This window comes from Methylobacterium sp. J-090 (genome assembly GCF_022829345.1).
GTDB lineage: Bacteria > Pseudomonadota > Alphaproteobacteria > Rhizobiales > Beijerinckiaceae > Methylobacterium.
On the sequence record NZ_JAKSXV010000098.1, the window covers coordinates 180,399 to 197,175 of the forward strand.

At 69.6% G+C, this 16,777-nt stretch carries 16 protein-coding genes; 3 read left to right on the forward strand and 13 right to left on the reverse strand.

Features of this window, described 5'->3' with window-relative positions:
• Positions 1 to 20: 20 nt before the first annotated feature.
• The 10 genes from MKK49_RS20375 to MKK49_RS20420 form a co-directional block, all read right to left on the reverse strand.
• Positions 21 to 1,196, reverse strand: coding sequence for a CynX/NimT family MFS transporter (locus MKK49_RS20375; RefSeq protein ID WP_244031647.1), 1,176 nt, complete (start codon positions 1,194 to 1,196; stop codon positions 21 to 23).
• A 21-nt stretch (positions 1,197 to 1,217) separates the two neighbouring features.
• Complete coding sequence (gene lnt, locus MKK49_RS20380; protein ID WP_409565112.1) at positions 1,218 to 2,891, reverse strand: apolipoprotein N-acyltransferase; 1,674 nt, start codon at positions 2,889 to 2,891, stop codon at positions 1,218 to 1,220.
• A gap of 16 nt (positions 2,892 to 2,907) precedes the next feature.
• On the reverse strand, positions 2,908 to 4,017 hold the full coding sequence (locus tag MKK49_RS20385; protein ID WP_244031649.1) for a hemolysin family protein: 1,110 nt from the start codon (positions 4,015 to 4,017) through the stop codon (positions 2,908 to 2,910).
• 36 nt (positions 4,018 to 4,053) lie between these two features.
• Positions 4,054 to 4,542 (reverse strand): rRNA maturation RNase YbeY, encoded by a 489-nt coding sequence (ybeY, locus tag MKK49_RS20390; protein ID WP_244031651.1) that lies wholly within the window; start codon positions 4,540 to 4,542, stop codon positions 4,054 to 4,056.
• Complete coding sequence (locus MKK49_RS20395) at positions 4,539 to 5,609, reverse strand: PhoH family protein (RefSeq protein WP_244031837.1); 1,071 nt, start codon at positions 5,607 to 5,609, stop codon at positions 4,539 to 4,541. Before MKK49_RS20395 ends, ybeY begins: the two co-directional genes overlap by 4 nt.
• Positions 5,610 to 5,687: 78 nt before the next feature.
• Positions 5,688 to 7,028 carry a tRNA (N6-isopentenyl adenosine(37)-C2)-methylthiotransferase MiaB gene (gene miaB / locus MKK49_RS20400; RefSeq protein WP_244031653.1) on the reverse strand — a complete coding sequence of 447 codons (1,341 nt, stop codon included), beginning with the start codon at positions 7,026 to 7,028 and terminating at the stop codon, positions 5,688 to 5,690.
• A gap of 83 nt (positions 7,029 to 7,111) precedes the next feature.
• Positions 7,112 to 7,993: a lysophospholipid acyltransferase family protein gene (locus MKK49_RS20405; protein ID WP_244031656.1), complete on the reverse strand. Its 882-nt coding sequence runs from the start codon at positions 7,991 to 7,993 to the stop codon at positions 7,112 to 7,114.
• 16 nt (positions 7,994 to 8,009) lie between these two features.
• A complete protein-coding gene (locus tag MKK49_RS20410; protein WP_244031657.1) occupies positions 8,010 to 8,531 on the reverse strand; it encodes a GNAT family N-acetyltransferase in 522 nt (173 codons plus the stop codon).
• Entirely contained in the window at positions 8,528 to 9,205 is a 678-nt protein-coding gene (gene tsaB / locus MKK49_RS20415) for a tRNA (adenosine(37)-N6)-threonylcarbamoyltransferase complex dimerization subunit type 1 TsaB (RefSeq protein WP_244031658.1), read from the reverse strand. Before tsaB ends, MKK49_RS20410 begins: the two co-directional genes overlap by 4 nt.
• A gap of 187 nt (positions 9,206 to 9,392) precedes the next feature.
• Positions 9,393 to 9,959, reverse strand: coding sequence for a NifU family protein (locus MKK49_RS20420; protein WP_244031659.1), 567 nt, complete (start codon positions 9,957 to 9,959; stop codon positions 9,393 to 9,395).
• Between the two features lie 306 nt (positions 9,960 to 10,265).
• Here MKK49_RS20420 and rplS point away from each other — a divergent pair, with 306 nt between their 5' ends.
• Entirely contained in the window at positions 10,266 to 10,721 is a 456-nt protein-coding gene (gene rplS, locus MKK49_RS20425; protein WP_244031660.1) for a 50S ribosomal protein L19, read from the forward strand.
• 108 nt (positions 10,722 to 10,829) lie between these two features.
• Here the strand turns inward: rplS and MKK49_RS20430 are convergent, their stop codons facing one another.
• Together MKK49_RS20430 and leuD are read right to left on the reverse strand one after the other, a co-directional pair.
• A complete protein-coding gene (locus tag MKK49_RS20430; protein ID WP_244031662.1) occupies positions 10,830 to 12,020 on the reverse strand; it encodes a lytic murein transglycosylase in 1,191 nt (396 codons plus the stop codon).
• A gap of 80 nt (positions 12,021 to 12,100) precedes the next feature.
• The gene (leuD, locus tag MKK49_RS20435) at positions 12,101 to 12,703 is read right to left on the reverse strand and encodes a 3-isopropylmalate dehydratase small subunit (protein ID WP_244031664.1); all 603 of its coding nucleotides are present in this window, start codon (positions 12,701 to 12,703) and stop codon (positions 12,101 to 12,103) included.
• A gap of 142 nt (positions 12,704 to 12,845) precedes the next feature.
• Here leuD and MKK49_RS20440 point away from each other — a divergent pair, with 142 nt between their 5' ends.
• Positions 12,846 to 13,013, forward strand: a complete 168-nt coding sequence (locus tag MKK49_RS20440) for a hypothetical protein (RefSeq protein WP_187272997.1) — start codon at positions 12,846 to 12,848, stop codon at positions 13,011 to 13,013.
• Between the two features lie 27 nt (positions 13,014 to 13,040).
• Here MKK49_RS20440 and ccrA read toward each other — a convergent pair whose 3' ends face one another.
• Entirely contained in the window at positions 13,041 to 14,327 is a 1,287-nt protein-coding gene (ccrA, locus tag MKK49_RS20445) for a crotonyl-CoA carboxylase/reductase (RefSeq protein WP_244031666.1), read from the reverse strand.
• A 394-nt stretch (positions 14,328 to 14,721) separates the two neighbouring features.
• Between ccrA and MKK49_RS20450 the strand changes: the two genes are divergently transcribed.
• Positions 14,722 to 16,767: a protein meaA gene (locus tag MKK49_RS20450; protein ID WP_244031668.1), complete on the forward strand. Its 2,046-nt coding sequence runs from the start codon at positions 14,722 to 14,724 to the stop codon at positions 16,765 to 16,767.
• Positions 16,768 to 16,777 lie beyond the last annotated feature (10 nt).

Consider the following 16,777-nt stretch of genomic DNA (forward strand, 5'->3'; position numbering starts at 1 on the left):
GCCGGAAGGGCGCCCGTCGGTCAGGGTGCGCCGACCTTGCGGTCGCGGCCGGCACCGAGGCCGAACAGCAGCGCGCCGAACGCGATTGCGCAGAACAGGCCGAGGGAGGCGCCCCAACTCCCGCTGGCGTCGTGCGCGAGGCCGAAGCCCAGGGGACCGAAGGCGGCGAGGGTGTAGCCGACGCTCTGCGACATCGCCGCGAGGGATGCCGTCGAGGCGGCATCGCGCGCGCGCAGGACGATGATGGTCAGCCCGAGGCCGAACAGGCCGCCGATTGCGAAGCCGAGCAGCATCCCGAAGGGCCGTACGAGGCCGACCGGGCCGACGGCCAGGGCGAGCAGGGCGCCCACGGCCAGGGCGAGGAGACCAGCCACGAAGAGGCGCTGATCGCGGACACGGGCGGCGAGGGTGGGCACCAGAAGGGCGGCCGGCGCCTGCCCGAGTCCCATCAGCGACGACACCAAGCCGGCATCGACCGCGCTCAGACCGCGATCGTGCAGCACCACCGGCAGCCAGCCGAACATGATGTAGGCGAGCGAGGATTGCAGGCCCATGAAGCCGGTGACCTGCCAGGCGAGCCTGTCCCGCCAAAGGGGCCGGCGGCGCACGGAGCGCTCGGCCGGATCGGTGGCCCGGGCGAAGGGCAGCCAGGCCAGGGTCGCGACGAGGGCCGGAACGCCCCAGAGGCCGAGGGCCGGGGACCAGCCGTCTACGGATTGGGCGAGGGGGACGCTGAACCCGGCCCCGGCGGCGGCCCCGAGGCACAGCACCATGGTGTAGAGCCCGGTCATGAGGCCGACCCGGCTCGGAAAATCGCGCTTCACGAGGCCCGGCAGCAGGACGCCCGCGAGGCCGATCCCCATGGCGGCGACGCACGCGCCGACGAAGAGCGGCCCCAGGCCGCCCAGGCCGCGCAACCCAGAGCCGAGGGCGACCACGGCGACGGCGAGCAGCACGCCCCGGTCGGCGCCGAGGCGGCGGATCACCACGGGACCCAGCGCGCAGGCGAGGCCGATGCACAGCACCGGCAGGGTGTTGAGAAATGCGGCCCCGGCGGTGCTCAGCCCCGTCGTCGCCCGGATCGCCTCGAGGAGGGGACCGACCGTGGTCAGGGCCGGCCGCATGTTGAACGCGACGAGCATCATCCCGATGCCGACGAGGGCGGGACGGACAGAAGCGGAGCGCGACCCGCTCATGCCATGCGACGCCATCTCATCTCATGCGATCCCTGGCGACCGGCGACGCGCGGCGAACGCCCCGAGGAACGCGAGTCCGAGCATCATTGCAAACGGCGCGTCGCCGAACCGGGCGTAGGTCGTGCGCCGGCTCAGGCGTACGGGAAGGCTCGCGTCGAGCACGCCCTCGACGCCGACGGGCAGGCTCGCGGTGATCCGCCCGTGGGCATCGACCACCGCCGAGATGCCGGTGTTGGCGTCGCGCACGAGGGGCAGCCCCTCCTCGACGGCGCGCAGGCGTGCCTGGGCGAAGTGCTGGCGGGGGCCGGGCGTGTCGCCGAACCAGGCGTCGTTGGTGAGGTTGAGGATCAGCCCCGGCACCGGCGGCGGACCGCCCGGGGTCGCCTCGGGCACGATGGCACCGGGAAAAATCGCCTCGTAGCAGATGGTGGCGGCGACGGGCGGCAGGCCCGGCACCGACAGGATGCGCTGGCGCGTCCGGTCGCCGGCGGTGAAGCCGCCCGGGATCGCCACGAACTGGCGGACGCGCAGCGCTCGCAAGGCCGCGTCGAGGGGCCCCGGCAGGTACTCGCCGAAGGGGACGAGGTGGACCTTGTCGTAGACGTCGCCAAATTTCGGGCCGGCCGCGATGGTTAGGATCGAATTGAAGAAATGCGGGCGCTCGCCGGCGGCGGGCGTGTCGGCGCGCGCCGCGCCCGTGATGAGCTGCGTGCCCGACGGCAGGGCGGCGGCGATGCGCGCCAGCGCCGCCGGATCGCGCTGGATCAGGAACGGGAAGGCCGATTCCGGCCAGATCACGTGAGTGACGTCGGCGATCCCCGAACGATCGGGGGCGGCGGCCCGGTCGCTGAGTTCGATGTAGCGGTCGAGGATGTCCGCGCGGTTCTCGGGGCGGAACTTGGCGTCCTGGTTCAGGTTCGGCTGAACGAGGCGCAGGCGAATGCCGGCCACCGTGGCGTCCGGACCGGCCGGCAGGCGCGCGGCGCCGAGGAGGGCCATGGTCGCGAGGGCCAGTCCTGCCACGAGGGTCGGTACGAGGCGCACGGAGACGGTCGCGCCCGTGGCGAGGGTGGCGGGGGCGGCGGCGATGAGAACGGCGAGAAGGGTGAGGCCGTAGAGGCCGATGCCGGCGGCACTCTGCATCAGCCAGAGGTTCTGGCCGAGCGCCATGCCGAGGGTGTTCCAGGGAAACCCGGTGAAGAGGTGGCCGCGCAGCCATTCGCACGTGGCCAGACCGAAGGCGAGGGCCAGGATCCGCCCCGTACCCGGCGACCAGACGAGGCGGGCCAGCGCGAATCCGAGCCCGTAGAACAGGCCGAGCACGGCCGGCAGGCCGATCACCCCGAGGGGCAGGGCCCAGGCGAATTCCTCCGCCTCGACGAGGAAGGCCGAGCCGAGCCACCACAGGCCGGCCGTGAGGTAGCCGAAGCCCCAGGCCCAGCCGATGAGACCGGCGACCCGGAAGGTGCGCCAGGCGCTTCGGCCCGTCGCGGCCCCGTCGAGGAGCCAGACCCCGACGGACAGGGCGACGACGAGGGCCGGCAGTGCCCCGAAGGGCGGCATCGCCAGCGCCCCGAAGGCACCGGCGCAGTAGGCCAGGAGCAGCCGGCGCCACCCCGCGCTCAGCATCACCCACTGGGCGGGGAGGGCGAGGGGACCCGGCGCCGGCATGGCGTCGGCGCGGCTGCGGCTCATGACGCGACGGTCGCCGTCACGAAGCGGGGGCTTCGAGGCTCGGATTGGGCGAGGGCGGCGGCAGGGCCAGCGGCACGACCGACGTGATCCGCGCGTCGCCGCGCTGGAGGCGCAGTCGCTTCACCCGGCGCGGATCGGCGTCCAGGACCTCGAATTCGAGGTCGCCCGGTCCGGCGATGAGTTCGCCGCGCGAGGGCACGCGACCGGCGAGCGTGACGATGAGGCCGCCGATGGTGTCGATCTCCTCGGCCATCTCGCCCACCGCCGCGACGAGATCGACGCCGCTGGCCTCCGACACCTCGGCGAGGCCGGCGCGGGCGTCGGCGACGAACACCTCGCCTTCGCCCTCGACGCGGTGGACGAGGCGTCCCTCCGCCACGTCGTGCTCGTCCTCGATGTCGCCCACCACCATCTCGACGAGGTCCTCGATGGAGATGAGGCCGTCGGTGCCGCCGTACTCGTCGATGACCAGCGCCATGTGGGTGCGGGTCGCCTGCATGCGCACGAGCAGATCGATGGCCGGCATGGAGGGGGGCACGAACAGGACCGGGCGCTGGATGCGCGTGGACGCCAGGGTCGCCGAGAGATCGACATTGCCGAGGTTGAGATTGCGCAGCGCGCGGGCGCCACGGCGGGGGCGCGCGTGCGGCGCTTCGTCCAGGGGTTCAATGGGAGCCGCACCGAGACGGCGGCTGCCGGCTTCGGCGCGGGCGGCGATGTGATCGACGAAGTCGCGGATGTGGACCATGCCCTTCGGGTCGTCGAGGGTCTCCCCGTAGACGGGCAGACGCGAATGCCCGGCCGTGCGGAACAGCTTGAGCAATTCGCCCAGACTCGTGTCCATGGATACGGCGACGATGTCGATGCGCGGGATCATCACATCGTCGACCCGCACCTTGTGCAGGCCGAGCACGTTCTTGAGCATGGCCCGCTCGATGGGCGAGAAGGCGTTCTCACCCGAATCGGGCTCGGCCAGCCGGTCCTCGATGTCGTCGCGCAACGAGTCGCGCGGCCGGAGGTGGAACACGTGCAGCAGACGGTCGTACCAGGGCTCGCGGGCCTGAGCCTCACCGTCATGTGCGCTGGGCGCGGCCTGGGCCGCGCCGCGACTTCGATCGTTCGTCATGTCTCTCTGATCTGGGATGGCCGGCGTTGCAGCCGCTCAATCGGCGTAGGGATCGGGCATGCCGAGGGTGGCGAGGGCCGCGACTTCGAGCGCCTCCATGGCCTCGGCGTCCGCGTCGCCCGTCTCGTGGTCCTGACCGAGGAGGTGGAGGGTGCCATGGACAAGGAGGTGCGCGAGGTGATGGCTGAGCGGCTTCGATTGCTCGCCACTCTCGCGCAGCATCGTGTCATACGCAAGAACGACATCGCCGAGGGGCCGCGCCATTCCCGCATGGGGGGGCTGCGGGGCCGCCGGAAACGACAGGACGTTGGTGGGTCGGTCCTTGCCGCGCCAGGTCTTGTTCAGCGCCTGCACGGCCGCGTCGTTAGTCAGCAGGACGCTGACCTCGACCGCCCCCCCGGGGGATTCCGGCACGACGGCGAGGCCGGCCTCGACGGCGCGAATCACGAAAGCTTCGAGGTCGGGCGCTACGCCGTCCCAGCGCGCGTCCTCGACGGCGACGTCGATCTCGTTCTCGAGGGTCATGCGAGGGGACGGCGGCGCGGGTTCGGATTGCGGTCCGAATCGTGCTCGCCGTGGGCGGCCGACTCGTAGGCGGTGACGATGCGGCGCACGAGGTCGTGGCGGACCACGTCGACATCGCGAAACGTGACGCGGCCGATGCCCTCGACGCCGTCGAGGATGTTCACCGCCTCGACGAGGCCCGAGCGCTGGCCCGGCGGCAGATCGACCTGGCTCGGATCGCCCGTGATGATCATCCGGGAGTTCTCGCCGAGGCGGGTGAGGAACATCTTCATCTGCATGGAGGTGGTGTTCTGTGCCTCGTCGAGGAGCACCACGGCATTGGTGAGGGTGCGCCCGCGCATGAAGGCCAGCGGCGCGATCTCGATGATTCCGGTCTGGAGGCCGCGGTCGACGTGACGCGCCTCCATGAAATCGTAGAGGGCGTCGTAGATCGGGCGCAGGTACGGATCGACCTTGTCGCGCATGTCGCCGGGCAGGAAGCCGAGGCGCTCGCCGGCCTCGACGGCGGGGCGGGACAGGATGATGCGCTCGACATGGCCCTGCTCCAGCAGGGAGACGGCGTGGCCCACGGCGAGCCAGGTCTTGCCGGTGCCGGCGGGCCCCTCGGCGAAGACGAGCTCGCGGGTGCGCAGGAGCTTGATGTAGGCGTCCTGCGCCGTGTTGCGGGCGCGCACGGCGCCGCGCCGGCGGGTGGCGATCTGGTCGAAGACCGGCCGGTCGGGCTCGGCGCTGACTTCCGCCGCCGGGAACAGGGTGCCCTGCTGCGTTGTCTCCTGGATCGCGCCGTCGACGTCGCCGAGCGTCAGGGCGGTGCCGCTCGCCCGCACCCGGGCGTAGAGGCGCTCGAACACCTTTCGGGCTTTCTCCGCCGCCTCGGGCGAGCCCTTGATGACGAGGTGGTTGCCCAGAGCCGTGGCGACCACGTCGAGGCGCCGCTCGATATGGGCGACGTTCTGGTCGTACTGGCCGAAGACGAGGCTCGCGAGGCGGTTGTCGTCGAAGGTCAGGGACGCCTCGAGGGATTCGACGATCTCACCCGTGCGCGCCGCCGGGCCGCGCCCGCGCAAGGGGCCGCCCCGGCCGATCCCGTCAGATGCTGGCACGCACAGTTCCTTCGTTGGCGATGGGATGGGATCGACGCGCGCTCAAGCCGCGACCGCCGCGTCGGCGACGGCCTCGCCGAACAGGCTGTTGGAGCCGGCCCGGACGATCCGCACGGGCACCAGGGTGCCGATGGTGGATGTGGGCGCGTCGAACTGGACGGGAAGGAGGTGAGGCGTCTTGCCCGCGACCTGACCGGGATGGCGCCCGGCCTTCTCCACCAGCACCTCCACGACCGACCCGACATAGGAGGCGTTGAAGGCGTGGCGCTGCGCGTCCAGCAGGGTCTGGAGGGCGTGCAACCGGCGGGTCTTCACGTCCTCCGGTACCGCATCGGCCCAATCCGCCGCTGGGGTCCCGGGACGGGCGCTGTACTTGAAGGAGTAGGCGCTGGCGAACCCGATGTCTTCGACGAGCCGCATCGTCTCGTCGAACTCGGCTTCGGTCTCACCGGGGAAGCCGACGATGAAGTCCGACGACAGGGCGATGTCGGGCCGCACGGCGCGGACCTCGGCGATGCGTTCGCGGTAGGTATCCGCCGTGTGCTTGCGGTTCATCGCCTTCAGGACCCGGTCCGAGCCCGACTGCACCGGCAGGTGCAGGAACGGCATCAGGGACGGCAGGCTGCGATGCGCCGCGACGAGGTCGGGCGTCATGTCGTTGGGGTGGCTGGTGGTGTAGCGCAGGCGCAGGAGGCCGGGCAGGGCCGCGATCTCGCGCATGAGGTCCGTGAGGGTGGCGCCGCCGCCGTCGAGGCCGACGCCGTGATAGGCGTTGACGTTCTGGCCGATGAGGGTGATCTCGCGGGCGCCGCCCTGGAGCAGCCGTTCCGCCTCGGCCCGGATCGCCGCCACGGAGCGCGAGACCTCGGCGCCGCGGGTGTAGGGCACCACGCAAAAGGCGCAGAACTTGTCGCAGCCCTCCTGCACCGTGAGGAAAGCGGTGACCCCGAGGGTGCGCCGCGCCGGCAGGTGGTCGAACTTGTCCTCGATGGGGAATTCCGTGTCGACGACGCGCTTCGTGCGCGAGCGGGCGAGGAGGTCCGGCAGGCGATGATAGTTCTGCGGGCCGACGACCACGTCGACGCTCGGCGCCCGGGACAGGATCTCGGCGCCCTCGGCCTGGGCGACGCAGCCGGCGACCACGATGCGGGTGTCGTGACCGGCCGCCGCGCGCTCGTTCTTGAGGACCCGCAGGCGCCCGAGTTCGGAATAGACCTTGTCGGCGGCCTTCTCGCGGATGTGGCAGGTGTTGAGGATGACGACATCCGCCTCCTCCACCGTCTCCGTCGCGGTGTAGCCTTCGGCGCCGAGCACGTCCGCCATCCGGGTGGCGTCGTAGGCGTTCATCTGGCAGCCGTAGGATTTGACGAAGGCTTTCTTCAACAGTCCGGTCCCGACGCGAGTTTGGTCCAGCCCTTAGCACGGTTCGCGGAATGCGTCGCGATCCCCGGCCGGGGGCGATTGCCTCAGAGGGCGGGCACGCCGGAGGCCGTCTCGTCGGGCGCCGTGTCGGACAGGCGACGCGTGCCCCTCCAGACCGCGCCTGTCGGCGGACGGCCCGTGACCGCGCGCTGAAGGGCCTCGCGGACGGAGGCTTCGGCGAGGGCCGTCGCGCGCTTGCGGTCGGTGCCGGCCTCGAAGGCGATGGGGGCGCCCCAGACCACGTGCACATCGATGGGACCGTTCTCGAAGAACTCGGACAGGTGCGGCGCGAGCTCCATGTCGCCGTACCAGGCGATGCCCGGCCGCTCGGCCCGCACCAGGGGCAGGCCGTTGCGACGTGGATAGGTGATGGCCAGCGGCTGGAGCCGGATGCGGTCGGGGCCGCCGGTGGTTCCGTCGATGGCGGCGCGGGCCGCTCCGACGAGGGACGAGCGGAACGGCAGCAGGCGGGTGCCGTCCCCCGTGGTGCCCTCGGCGAACAGCACGATGAGGTCCCCTCCGGCGAGGCGATCGGCGACGGTGGCGTTGACGTCCGCGGTGGCTGCCCGGCGGGCCCGGTCGATGAACACCGTGCGCTGCAGCCGCGCCAGGGTGCCGACGACCGGCCAGCTCGCGATCTCGGATTTGGCCACGAAGGACAGGGGGCGCAGGGACCCCAGCACGAGAATGTCGAGCCAGGAGATGTGGTTGGCGAGGACCAAGGCCGGCTCGCCCGGTGCCGGCGGGGTGCCGCTCTGGGTCACGCGCACGCCGAACAGGCGCAGGAAGGTCCGGTGGAACCGCGTCGGCAGGTCGCCCGCCAGGCGCCCGCGCCCGTAGCGCCGGCTGAGCAGATGGGGCCCGACCATCAGCCCGAAGGCGAGGGCGCAGAGCGCGAGGCGCAGGATCGTACCGATGCGGGTCATCGGGCCGCCGGGCGCCTCACGCCAGCTCGGCCGTCATGGTGAGGGCGGTGGCGCGGCCGCCATCGGCGCGGGCGTAGTAACCCGTGCGTTCGCCGACCTGCCGGAACCCGTGGCGGGCATAGAGCTTGAGGGCCGGCGCGTTGCCCTCGTCAACCTCGAGATGGACCCGGCGCACGCCGCTTAACGCGAGGTGGGCGAGGTGGTCGGCGACGAGCCTGCGGCTCAGGCCGTGGCCGCGCGCGCTCGGCGCCAGCACCACGGTGAGGATCTCGGCCTCGTCCGCGGCCTTTCGCGAGAGGACGAAGCCCTGGATCGTGCCGCCCTTCCACAGGGCATGGGCCTCGGTGGAGCGCTCGCACAGCATGCGCTCGAATTCGTGGGCGTCCCACGGCCGGGCGAAGGCGGTGGCGTGGAGCCGGGCGAGGGCCCGGGCCTGACCGGAATCGCGCAAGGGCGCCACGTAGGGCGCCCCGCCCCAGGCCTCCCACCACGCGGACCACATCTCGAAGGGCCAGAACGGGGTCATCGGTCGCGTCATCGGCGGGCGAGCCTCGCGTGATCCTGGGGCTGCGCGTCGGGGCCGCGCAGGTAGAGCGGGCGGGCGAGGGCCTGGGCCGGGTCGGCCAGCATGCCGAGGGAGGCGATCCAGGCGATGTCGGCGGGCCCCGTCCCGGCGAGCTGCACGTCGAGGCCGCGCGCTTTCAGGAGGGCGGCCAGCGCCGGCGCGCCGGAGCCTACGAGGGTCACGGTGCCGTCGAGCATGGCGGCGGCTTCCTCCAGGGGAAGCAGGCTCGGGGGGACGACGATGCCGTCGGCCATGCTCATGGCCTGGAGGTAGACCGCACCGTGGCGGGCATCGATGGCGGCGACGATGAGGCCGTCGCCGTTGAGGGCCAGAAGGGGGGCGAGCAGGGCCGACAGGGTGGTGACGCCGACGACGGGGATGCCGACGGCGAGTCCGATGGCGCGGGCCGCCGAGAGGCCGACGCGCAGGCCGGTGTAGCTGCCGGGGCCGACGGTGACGGCGACGCGGTCGAGGGCCTCGAAGCCGCCTTCCACGCGCGACACCACGCGCTCGACCATGGGCAGCAGGGCCTCGGCATGGCCGCGCCCGAGGATCATCGACTCGTGGGCGAGGAGATCGTCGGACGCATCCGTCGCGATGCAGACGGAGCAGGCGTCGAGCGCCGTGTCGATGGCCAGGATACGCAACGTCACTCCCGATGTGCCCCGGCCCGCATGAGCCGATCACGCTCCCGCCGGGGCCTTGAATGCGAGCCCGCCGGGACCTGGATGGTAGGACAAAAACGGCCGCCCCGTGAGTGCGGAGCGGCCGGATCGGAGAGATTCGCGGTGCAGTGTTGCCGCTTTGCGCCGAAAGGCGGCGCGCCTCAGGCCCTCAAATGGCTTGGACTTCGCGGATCTCCGGCAGGAAGTGGCGGAACAGGTTCTGGACGCCGTTGCGCAGGGTCGCGGTGGAGGAGGGGCAGCCCGAGCAGGCGCCCTTCATCTCGAGGTAGACCACGCCTTCCTTGTAACCCCGGAAGGTGATGTCGCCGCCGTCGCCGGCCACCGCCGGGCGCACGCGGGTCTCGAGCAGGTCCTTGATGGTGACGACCGTGTCGGCGTCGGCCGGATCGAAGAATTCTTCCGCGTCGTCGTCCGCGGAACTGGTGCCCTCGGCCAGGACCGGAGCGCCGGACTGGAAATGCTCCATGATCGCGCCGAGGATGGCGGGCTTCACCTGCGGCCACAGGTTCTCGTCCTCGGCCTTGGTGACGGAGATGAAGTCGTGGCCGAAATAGACCCCGGCGACGCCCGGCACGTCGAACAGGCGCTGGGCCAGGGGCGAGCGAGTGGCGGCCTCGGCGTCGCGCGCCTCGAAGGTGCCGGTGTCCAGCACCACGCGGCCGGGCAGGAACTTCAGGGTGGCGGGATTCGGGGTGGCTTCGGTCTGGATGAACATGGGTGCGAGGATCCTCGTCCGCTGCGCCGGTTCAAGGCCGGCCGGGAATGATGCCGGATACATCCAGCATGGATATCCATGTGGACCCCGTGGATGATTTTCTCAACTCCCGGGGGGATCGCAGCGGCGTGTTGCCAAAGGAAGTTCGCGAATCTCCGAGAGCGAGATTCACGAAAAAAGCTACGCTGCGTAGACAAAAATACACGCCTCGTGTATGGCCCGCCTCAACTCAAAACAGGATGCCGAAATCCTGACGCCCACGATCCCATCCGGGGATTCCGGGCGCGCACCGGCAGGACGTGACCGATGAACATCATCCAGCAGCTCGAGCAGGAGCAGATCGCTTCGCTCAACAAGACCATTCCCGACTTTCAGCCCGGCGACACGGTCATCGTGAACGTCAAGGTGAAGGAAGGCGAGCGCACCCGCGTGCAGGCCTACGAGGGCGTGTGCATCGCCCGCTCCGGCGGCAGCCTCAACGAGAGCTTCACCGTCCGCAAGATCTCCTACGGTGAAGGCGTCGAGCGCGTGTTCCCGCTCTACTCGCCCCTCATCGAATCCATCACCGTCGTGCGTCGCGGCAAGGTGCGTCGCGCCAAGCTGTACTACCTGCGCGACCGTCGCGGGAAGTCCGCCCGCATCGTCGAGCGCGCCGACCGCCCCGCCGAGAAGGCCGCCAAGGCCGACGCCTCGAAGGCGAACAAGGACGCCCGCAAGGCCGAGAAGGCCGCCAAGTCCGCCGCGAAGACCGCCGCCGAGTAAGTCTTTCGGATTTGGACGAATGCAGAAGGCCGGGCGATTGCCCGGCCTTTTTCGTTTCCCATCGTCAGGCAGTGGGTGGGATGAGACGAGCAGATCTCCGCTCCCTGCTCATCCCCGCCGCAGGGCCTCCAGCACCTTCGCGCCCGGACGGCCGGTCTGCGGCATGCCGAGGCTGCGCTCGATCTCCTTGATGGCGTCGCGGGTCTTGGAGCCGACCTTGCCGTCGGGTTCGCCGACGTCGTAGCCACGGGCCGCCAGCCGGGTTTGGAGGTCGCGGCGCTCAGCCCGCGACAGGGGCGGATCGTCGGTGGGCCACTCGGCCTGGATGCCGGGGCGCCCCCGCAGGCGGTCGGACAGGACCGCGATGGCGAGGCCGTAGGATTCGGCGGCGTTGTAGGAGTAGAGCGCGTCGAAGTTCTTGGTGACGGCGAAGGCGGGGCCGTTCACCCCGGCGGGGATCAGGATGCCGATGGGCGCGTCGCCCGTGAGGGGACGGCCGTCGATGCGGGTCACGCCCAGGGACGCCCAGTGCGACACGGCGTGCCGGTTCTTGCGGCCGGCGGCACCGGCGTTGAAGCTGCGCGGCAGGCGGACCTCGTAGCCCCAGGGCTGACCGTTCTGCCACTTCGCCACGCGCAGAAAGTTCGCCGTGGAGGCGACGGCATCGGGAACCGAATCGACGAGGTCGCGGCGGCCGTCGCCGTCGCCGTCGACGGCGAGGCGCTGGTAGGTGGTGGGCATGAACTGGGTCTGGCCGAAGGCGCCGGCCCAGGAGCCGTTGAGGCGCGAGGGATCGATGTCGCCGCGCTCGATGATCTTGAACGTCGCCATCAGTTCGCCCTTGAAGAACTCCTTCCGGCGGTGGTTGGCGCAGATAAGCGTGGCGAAGGACTGGACGAGCGGCATCTTGCCGAGGTTCTTGCCGAAGTTCGATTCGACGCCCCATACCGCCGCGATGGTGTAGCGGTCGACGCTGTAGCGGCTCTCCGCGTTGGCGAGCGCCTGGCCGTGCTGCTTCATCGCCGCCTTGCCGTCGTCGACGCGCTCCTCGTCGACCAGGGCCGCCATATAGTCCCAGATCGGCGTCTTGAACTCGGGCTGGGCGCTGGCGAGTTCGAGGACCTTGGGATCGTGGGCGATGCCGTTCGTCGCGGCGCGAAACGCCTGGGCCGAGATGCCCTGCGCCGCGGCCTGCGCCTGGAGACCGGCGAGGCAATCCGGGAAGTCGGCGCGGGCCTCCGGCGCGGCGGCGGTGCCGGCGAGGCAGAGGAGGGCGGTGAGCGTCGCGCGCGGCGTCATGGGGCGGTCTCCGGAGCGGGTGCGGGTCTACCCACCCTTAAGGCGTGCCCATGGTAAACGAACCATGAGCATGCGCGATCTCACGCCCAGCCGCGCGCGGCGATCTTGTCCTCGTAGGCGTCGATGGCCGGGGCCCGCTTCAGGGTCAGGCCGATCTCGTCGAGGCCGTTGAGCAGGCTCTCCTTACGGCCCGGATCGATGTCGAAATGCAGGGTGCCGCCGTCCGGCCCCTTGATGGTCTGGGCCATGAGGTCCACCGACAGGGTGGCGTTGGCGCCGCGCTCGGCATCCTCGAACAGCTTCTCGAGATCCTCGGCCGAGACCGTGATCGCCAGGATGCCGTTCTTGGCGCAGTTGTTGAAGAAGATGTCGGCAAAGCTCGTGGAGATCACGCAGCGGATACCGAAATCGGTCAGCGCCCAGGGCGCGTGCTCACGCGACGAGCCGCAGCCGAAATTGTCGCCGACCACGAGGATCTTCGTGTTGCGATAGGCCGGCTTGTTGAGGACGAAGTCGGGGTTCTCCGAACCATCGTCGCGGTAGCGCATCTCCGAGAACAGGCCCTTGCCGAGCCCCGTGCGCTTGATGGTCTTGAGGTACTGCTTCGGGATGATCCGGTCGGTGTCGACGTTGATGATCCGCATGGGCGCCGCGACGCCCTCCAGGGTGGTGAACTTTTCCATGGTCTTTCGTCCGATCCGGGGGGCTTGCTGGACCGTTCTCTACCAGCGCAAGGGTCCGACCGGAACCATCCGTCCCTGACGTCTCGCGAACGTCGTCGGGCTGGCCTATGCTGAGGCGACGCGACCCATCCGGAACCAGCCGATGACCGAGACCGCCAACCAGTTCAAGAAGGCGCCCAAGCGCAAGAAGGAGAAGACCCGCTCCGTCTCCGTCTCGCCCGAGATGCGGCAGGCCTATGCGGACCTCATCAAGCAGAAAGAGGAACGCGAGGATTACGCCAAGCACCTGCCCTCCGAGAAGGGCAGGTGACTTTTGCGCCGATAAGGCCCGTTTCGATCAGGCCTTCGGGCTCGGCCCGGCCTCGATCACGTCCTCCACGGTCCGCAGGCCGGCGCGAGGCGCGTTGACGAGGCAGGCCATGTTGCCGGGCGGGTGCTGGTTCTTCCACATCTTGGTGTGAGCCTGGGGAATCTTCTCCCAGGGGAACACCTCGCTCATGCACGGGTCGATGCGCTGATCCATGACGAACTGGTTGGCGGCCGAGGCCTGCTTCAGGTGGGCGAAGTGCGAGCCCTGAATGCGCTTCTGGCGCATCCAGACGTAGCGGGCGTCGAAGGTGATGTTGAAGCCGGTGGTGCCGGCGCAGAACACGATCATGCCGCCGCGCTTGGCCACCAGCGTCGAGACCGGGAAGGTCGATTCACCCGGGTGCTCGAACACGATGTCGACATCGTTGCCCTTGCCGGTGATGTCCCAGATCGCCTTGCCGAACTTCCGGGCTTCCTTGAGCCAGGTGTTGTACTCAGGCGAGTTCACCTTCGGCAGCTGGCCCCAGCAGTCGAACTCCTTGCGGTTGATGACGCCCTTGGCGCCGAGACTCATGACGTAGTCGCGCTTCGACTCGTCGGAGATCACCGCGATGGCGTTGGCGCCGGACGCCGCGCAGAGCTGGACGCCGAACACGCCCAGACCGCCGCTTGCCCCCCAGATCAGGACGTTCTGGCCGGGACGAACGGTGTGCGGCGCGTGGCCGAACAGCATGCGGTAGGCGGTGGCGAGGGTCAGCGTGTAGCAGGCCGCTTCCTCCCAGGTGAGGTGCTTGGGGCGGGCCATGAGCTGGCGCGACTGCACCCTGCAATACTGGGCGAAGGAGCCGTCCCCGGTCTCGTAGCCCCAAATGCGCTGGGAGGACGAGAACATCGGGTCGCCGCCGTTGCACTCCTCGTCGTCGCCGTCGTCCTGGTTGCAGTGGACGATAACCTCGTCGCCGACCTTCCAACGCTTCACCTTGGCGCCGACCTTCCAGACGATGCCCGACGCGTCGGAGCCCGCGATGTGGTACTCGCCCTTATGCACGTCGAAGGGCGAGATCGGCTCGCCGAGGCCGGCCCAGACGCCGTTGTAGTTGACGCCGGCGGCCATGACGTAGACCAGCACCTCGTCGTCGCCGATCTCCCAGACCGGCAGCACCTCGAGCAGGTGCGACTGCTCCGGCGGACCGTGGCGCTCGCGCCGGATCGCCCAGGCGTACATCTTCGCCGGCACGTGACCGAGGGGCGGAACCTCGCCCATCTCGTACAAGTCCTTGATTTCAGTCGTGCTCGACGCAGCGCTCGCGGCCATCCTGGCTCTCCCTTATCTTGTTCTGAGCGACCCTATATCGGCGAACCTGAACCGCTCCAAGGCCCCACTAAAGGCCATGAAGGTGCCGCCCCGTGGGTGAACCGCCCTTCGTGCGACGGCCTGTATGCGTATTCAATATTCATTGGGCCGCGTTTGCTCGAACTTGAGTCGGATCTCACCGGTATCTCAAGTGCTTAGGTTCATCTTGGCGGCTCTTTTTCACGACGCGCCGTTCAATTCGCTTTCGCCATGGACCTAGAATTTTTCCAAGCCTTCGCACGCCAACGTCCCGATGCCGAACCTTCGGCCAGATGACGCGCGCGTATCGCTTGGTTAGGGTGCCGCGCATCACGCGCGGTCAAGCGCGGCACAGCATCCAACGGAGTCGAGTGGAATGAGCGCGAACGCGACCGTCGCCGAGGTCAAGCGCGACAAGCCCTGGATCATCCGGACCTATGCCGGGCATTCCAATGCCAAGGAATCCAACGAACTGTACCGGGGCAACCTCGCCAAGGGGCAGACCGGCCTGTCGGTGGCCTTCGATCTGCCGACGCAGACGGGCTACGATCCGGACCACGAGCTGGCGCGCGGCGAGGTCGGCAAGGTCGGCGTCTCCATCGCGCATCTCGGCGACATGCGGACGCTGTTCGACCAGATCCCGCTGCAGCAGATGAACACCTCGATGACGATCAACGCCACGGCGCCGTGGCTGTTGTCGCTCTACCTCGCCGTGGCCGAGGAGCAGGGCGCGCCGTTCTCGGGGCTGCAGGGCACGACGCAGAACGACATCATCAAGGAGTACCTGTCGCGCGGCACCTACGTGTTCCCGCCGGCCCCGTCCCTGCGGCTGACCAAGGACGTGATCCTGTTCACCACCAAGGCGGTGCCGAAGTGGAACCCGATGAACGTGTGTTCCTATCACCTGCAGGAGGCCGGGGCGACGCCGGTGCAGGAGCTGTCCTACGCCCTGGCCATCGCCATCGCGGTGCTCGACACGGTGCGGGACGACCCCGATTTCGACGAGGCGAGCTTCGCCGACGTGTTCAGCCGGATCTCGTTCTTCGTGAATGCCGGCATGCGGTTCGTCACCGAGATCTGCAAGATGCGGGCGTTCGCCGAGCTCTGGGACGAGATCGCCCAGGAGCGCTACGGCATCACCGACCCGAAGAAGCGGATCTTCCGCTACGGCGTCCAGGTCAACAGCCTCGGCCTGACGGAGCAGCAGCCCGAGAACAACGTCCATCGCATCCTCATCGAGATGCTGGCCGTGACGCTCTCGAAGCGCGCCCGGGCGCGGGCCGTGCAGCTGCCGGCCTGGAACGAGGCTTTGGGCCTGCCGCGTCCCTGGGACCAGCAATGGTCCATGCGGATGCAGCAGATCCTCGCCTTCGAGACGGATCTTCTCGAGTACGACGACATTTTCGACGGTTCGACGGTGATCGACGCCAAGGTCGAGTCCCTGAAGGCCGAGACCCGCAAGGCTTTGGAGGAAATCGGCGGGATCGGCGGCGCCGTGGCTGCGGTGGAGACCGGCGCCCTCAAGCGCGCCCTCGTCGAGTCCAACGCCAAGCGCATCTCGGCCATCGAGGCCGGCGATCAGGTCGTGGTCGGCGTCAACAAGTTCCAGGCCGGCGAGCCCTCGCCGCTGACTGCCGGGGAGGGCGCGATCTTCACCGTCTCGGAGACCGTGGAGATGGAGGCCGAGCAGCGCATCCGCGCCTGGCGCTCGCAGCGGGACAGCAAGGCCGTCGAGAAGGCGCTCGCCGACCTCGAGGCGGCGGCCCGCTCGGGCGCCAACATCATGCCAGTCTCCATCGCCGCCGCCAAGGCCGGCGTCACCACCGGCGAGTGGGGCACGCGCCTGCGCGAAGTGTTCGGCGAGTACCGTGCCCCCACGGGCGTGACGCTGGAGACGGTGTCGTCCGGCGCGGCCGAGGAAGCCAAGCTCCTCATCGCCGATCTCGGCGAGCGCCTCGGCGAGACCCCGAAGCTCGTGGTCGGCAAGCCCGGCCTCGACGGCCATTCCAACGGCGCCGAGCAGATCGCGCTCCGCGCCCGCGATGTCGGCTTCGACGTGACCTATGACGGCATCCGCCAGACCCCGGCCGAGATCGTCGCCAAGGCCAAGGAAACCGGCGCCCACGTGGTCGGCCTGTCGATCCTGTCCGGCAGCCACGTGCCGCTGGTCCGCGACGTGAAGGCGAAGATGCGCGAAGCCGGCCTCGACCACATCCCCGTGGTGGTGGGCGGCATCATCTCGCCCGACGACGAGCTGGTGCTCAAGAACATGGGTGTGACCGCCGTCTACACGCCGAAGGACTACATCCTCGACACCATCATGGTCGGGTTGGCCAAGGTGGTGAACCGGTCCCTCGACAAGCAGGCCGCCGACAAGGCGGACGGGGTTGGCCGCCGGGCCGACGTCGAGAAGGTGTTCTAAGAGGCCTCTG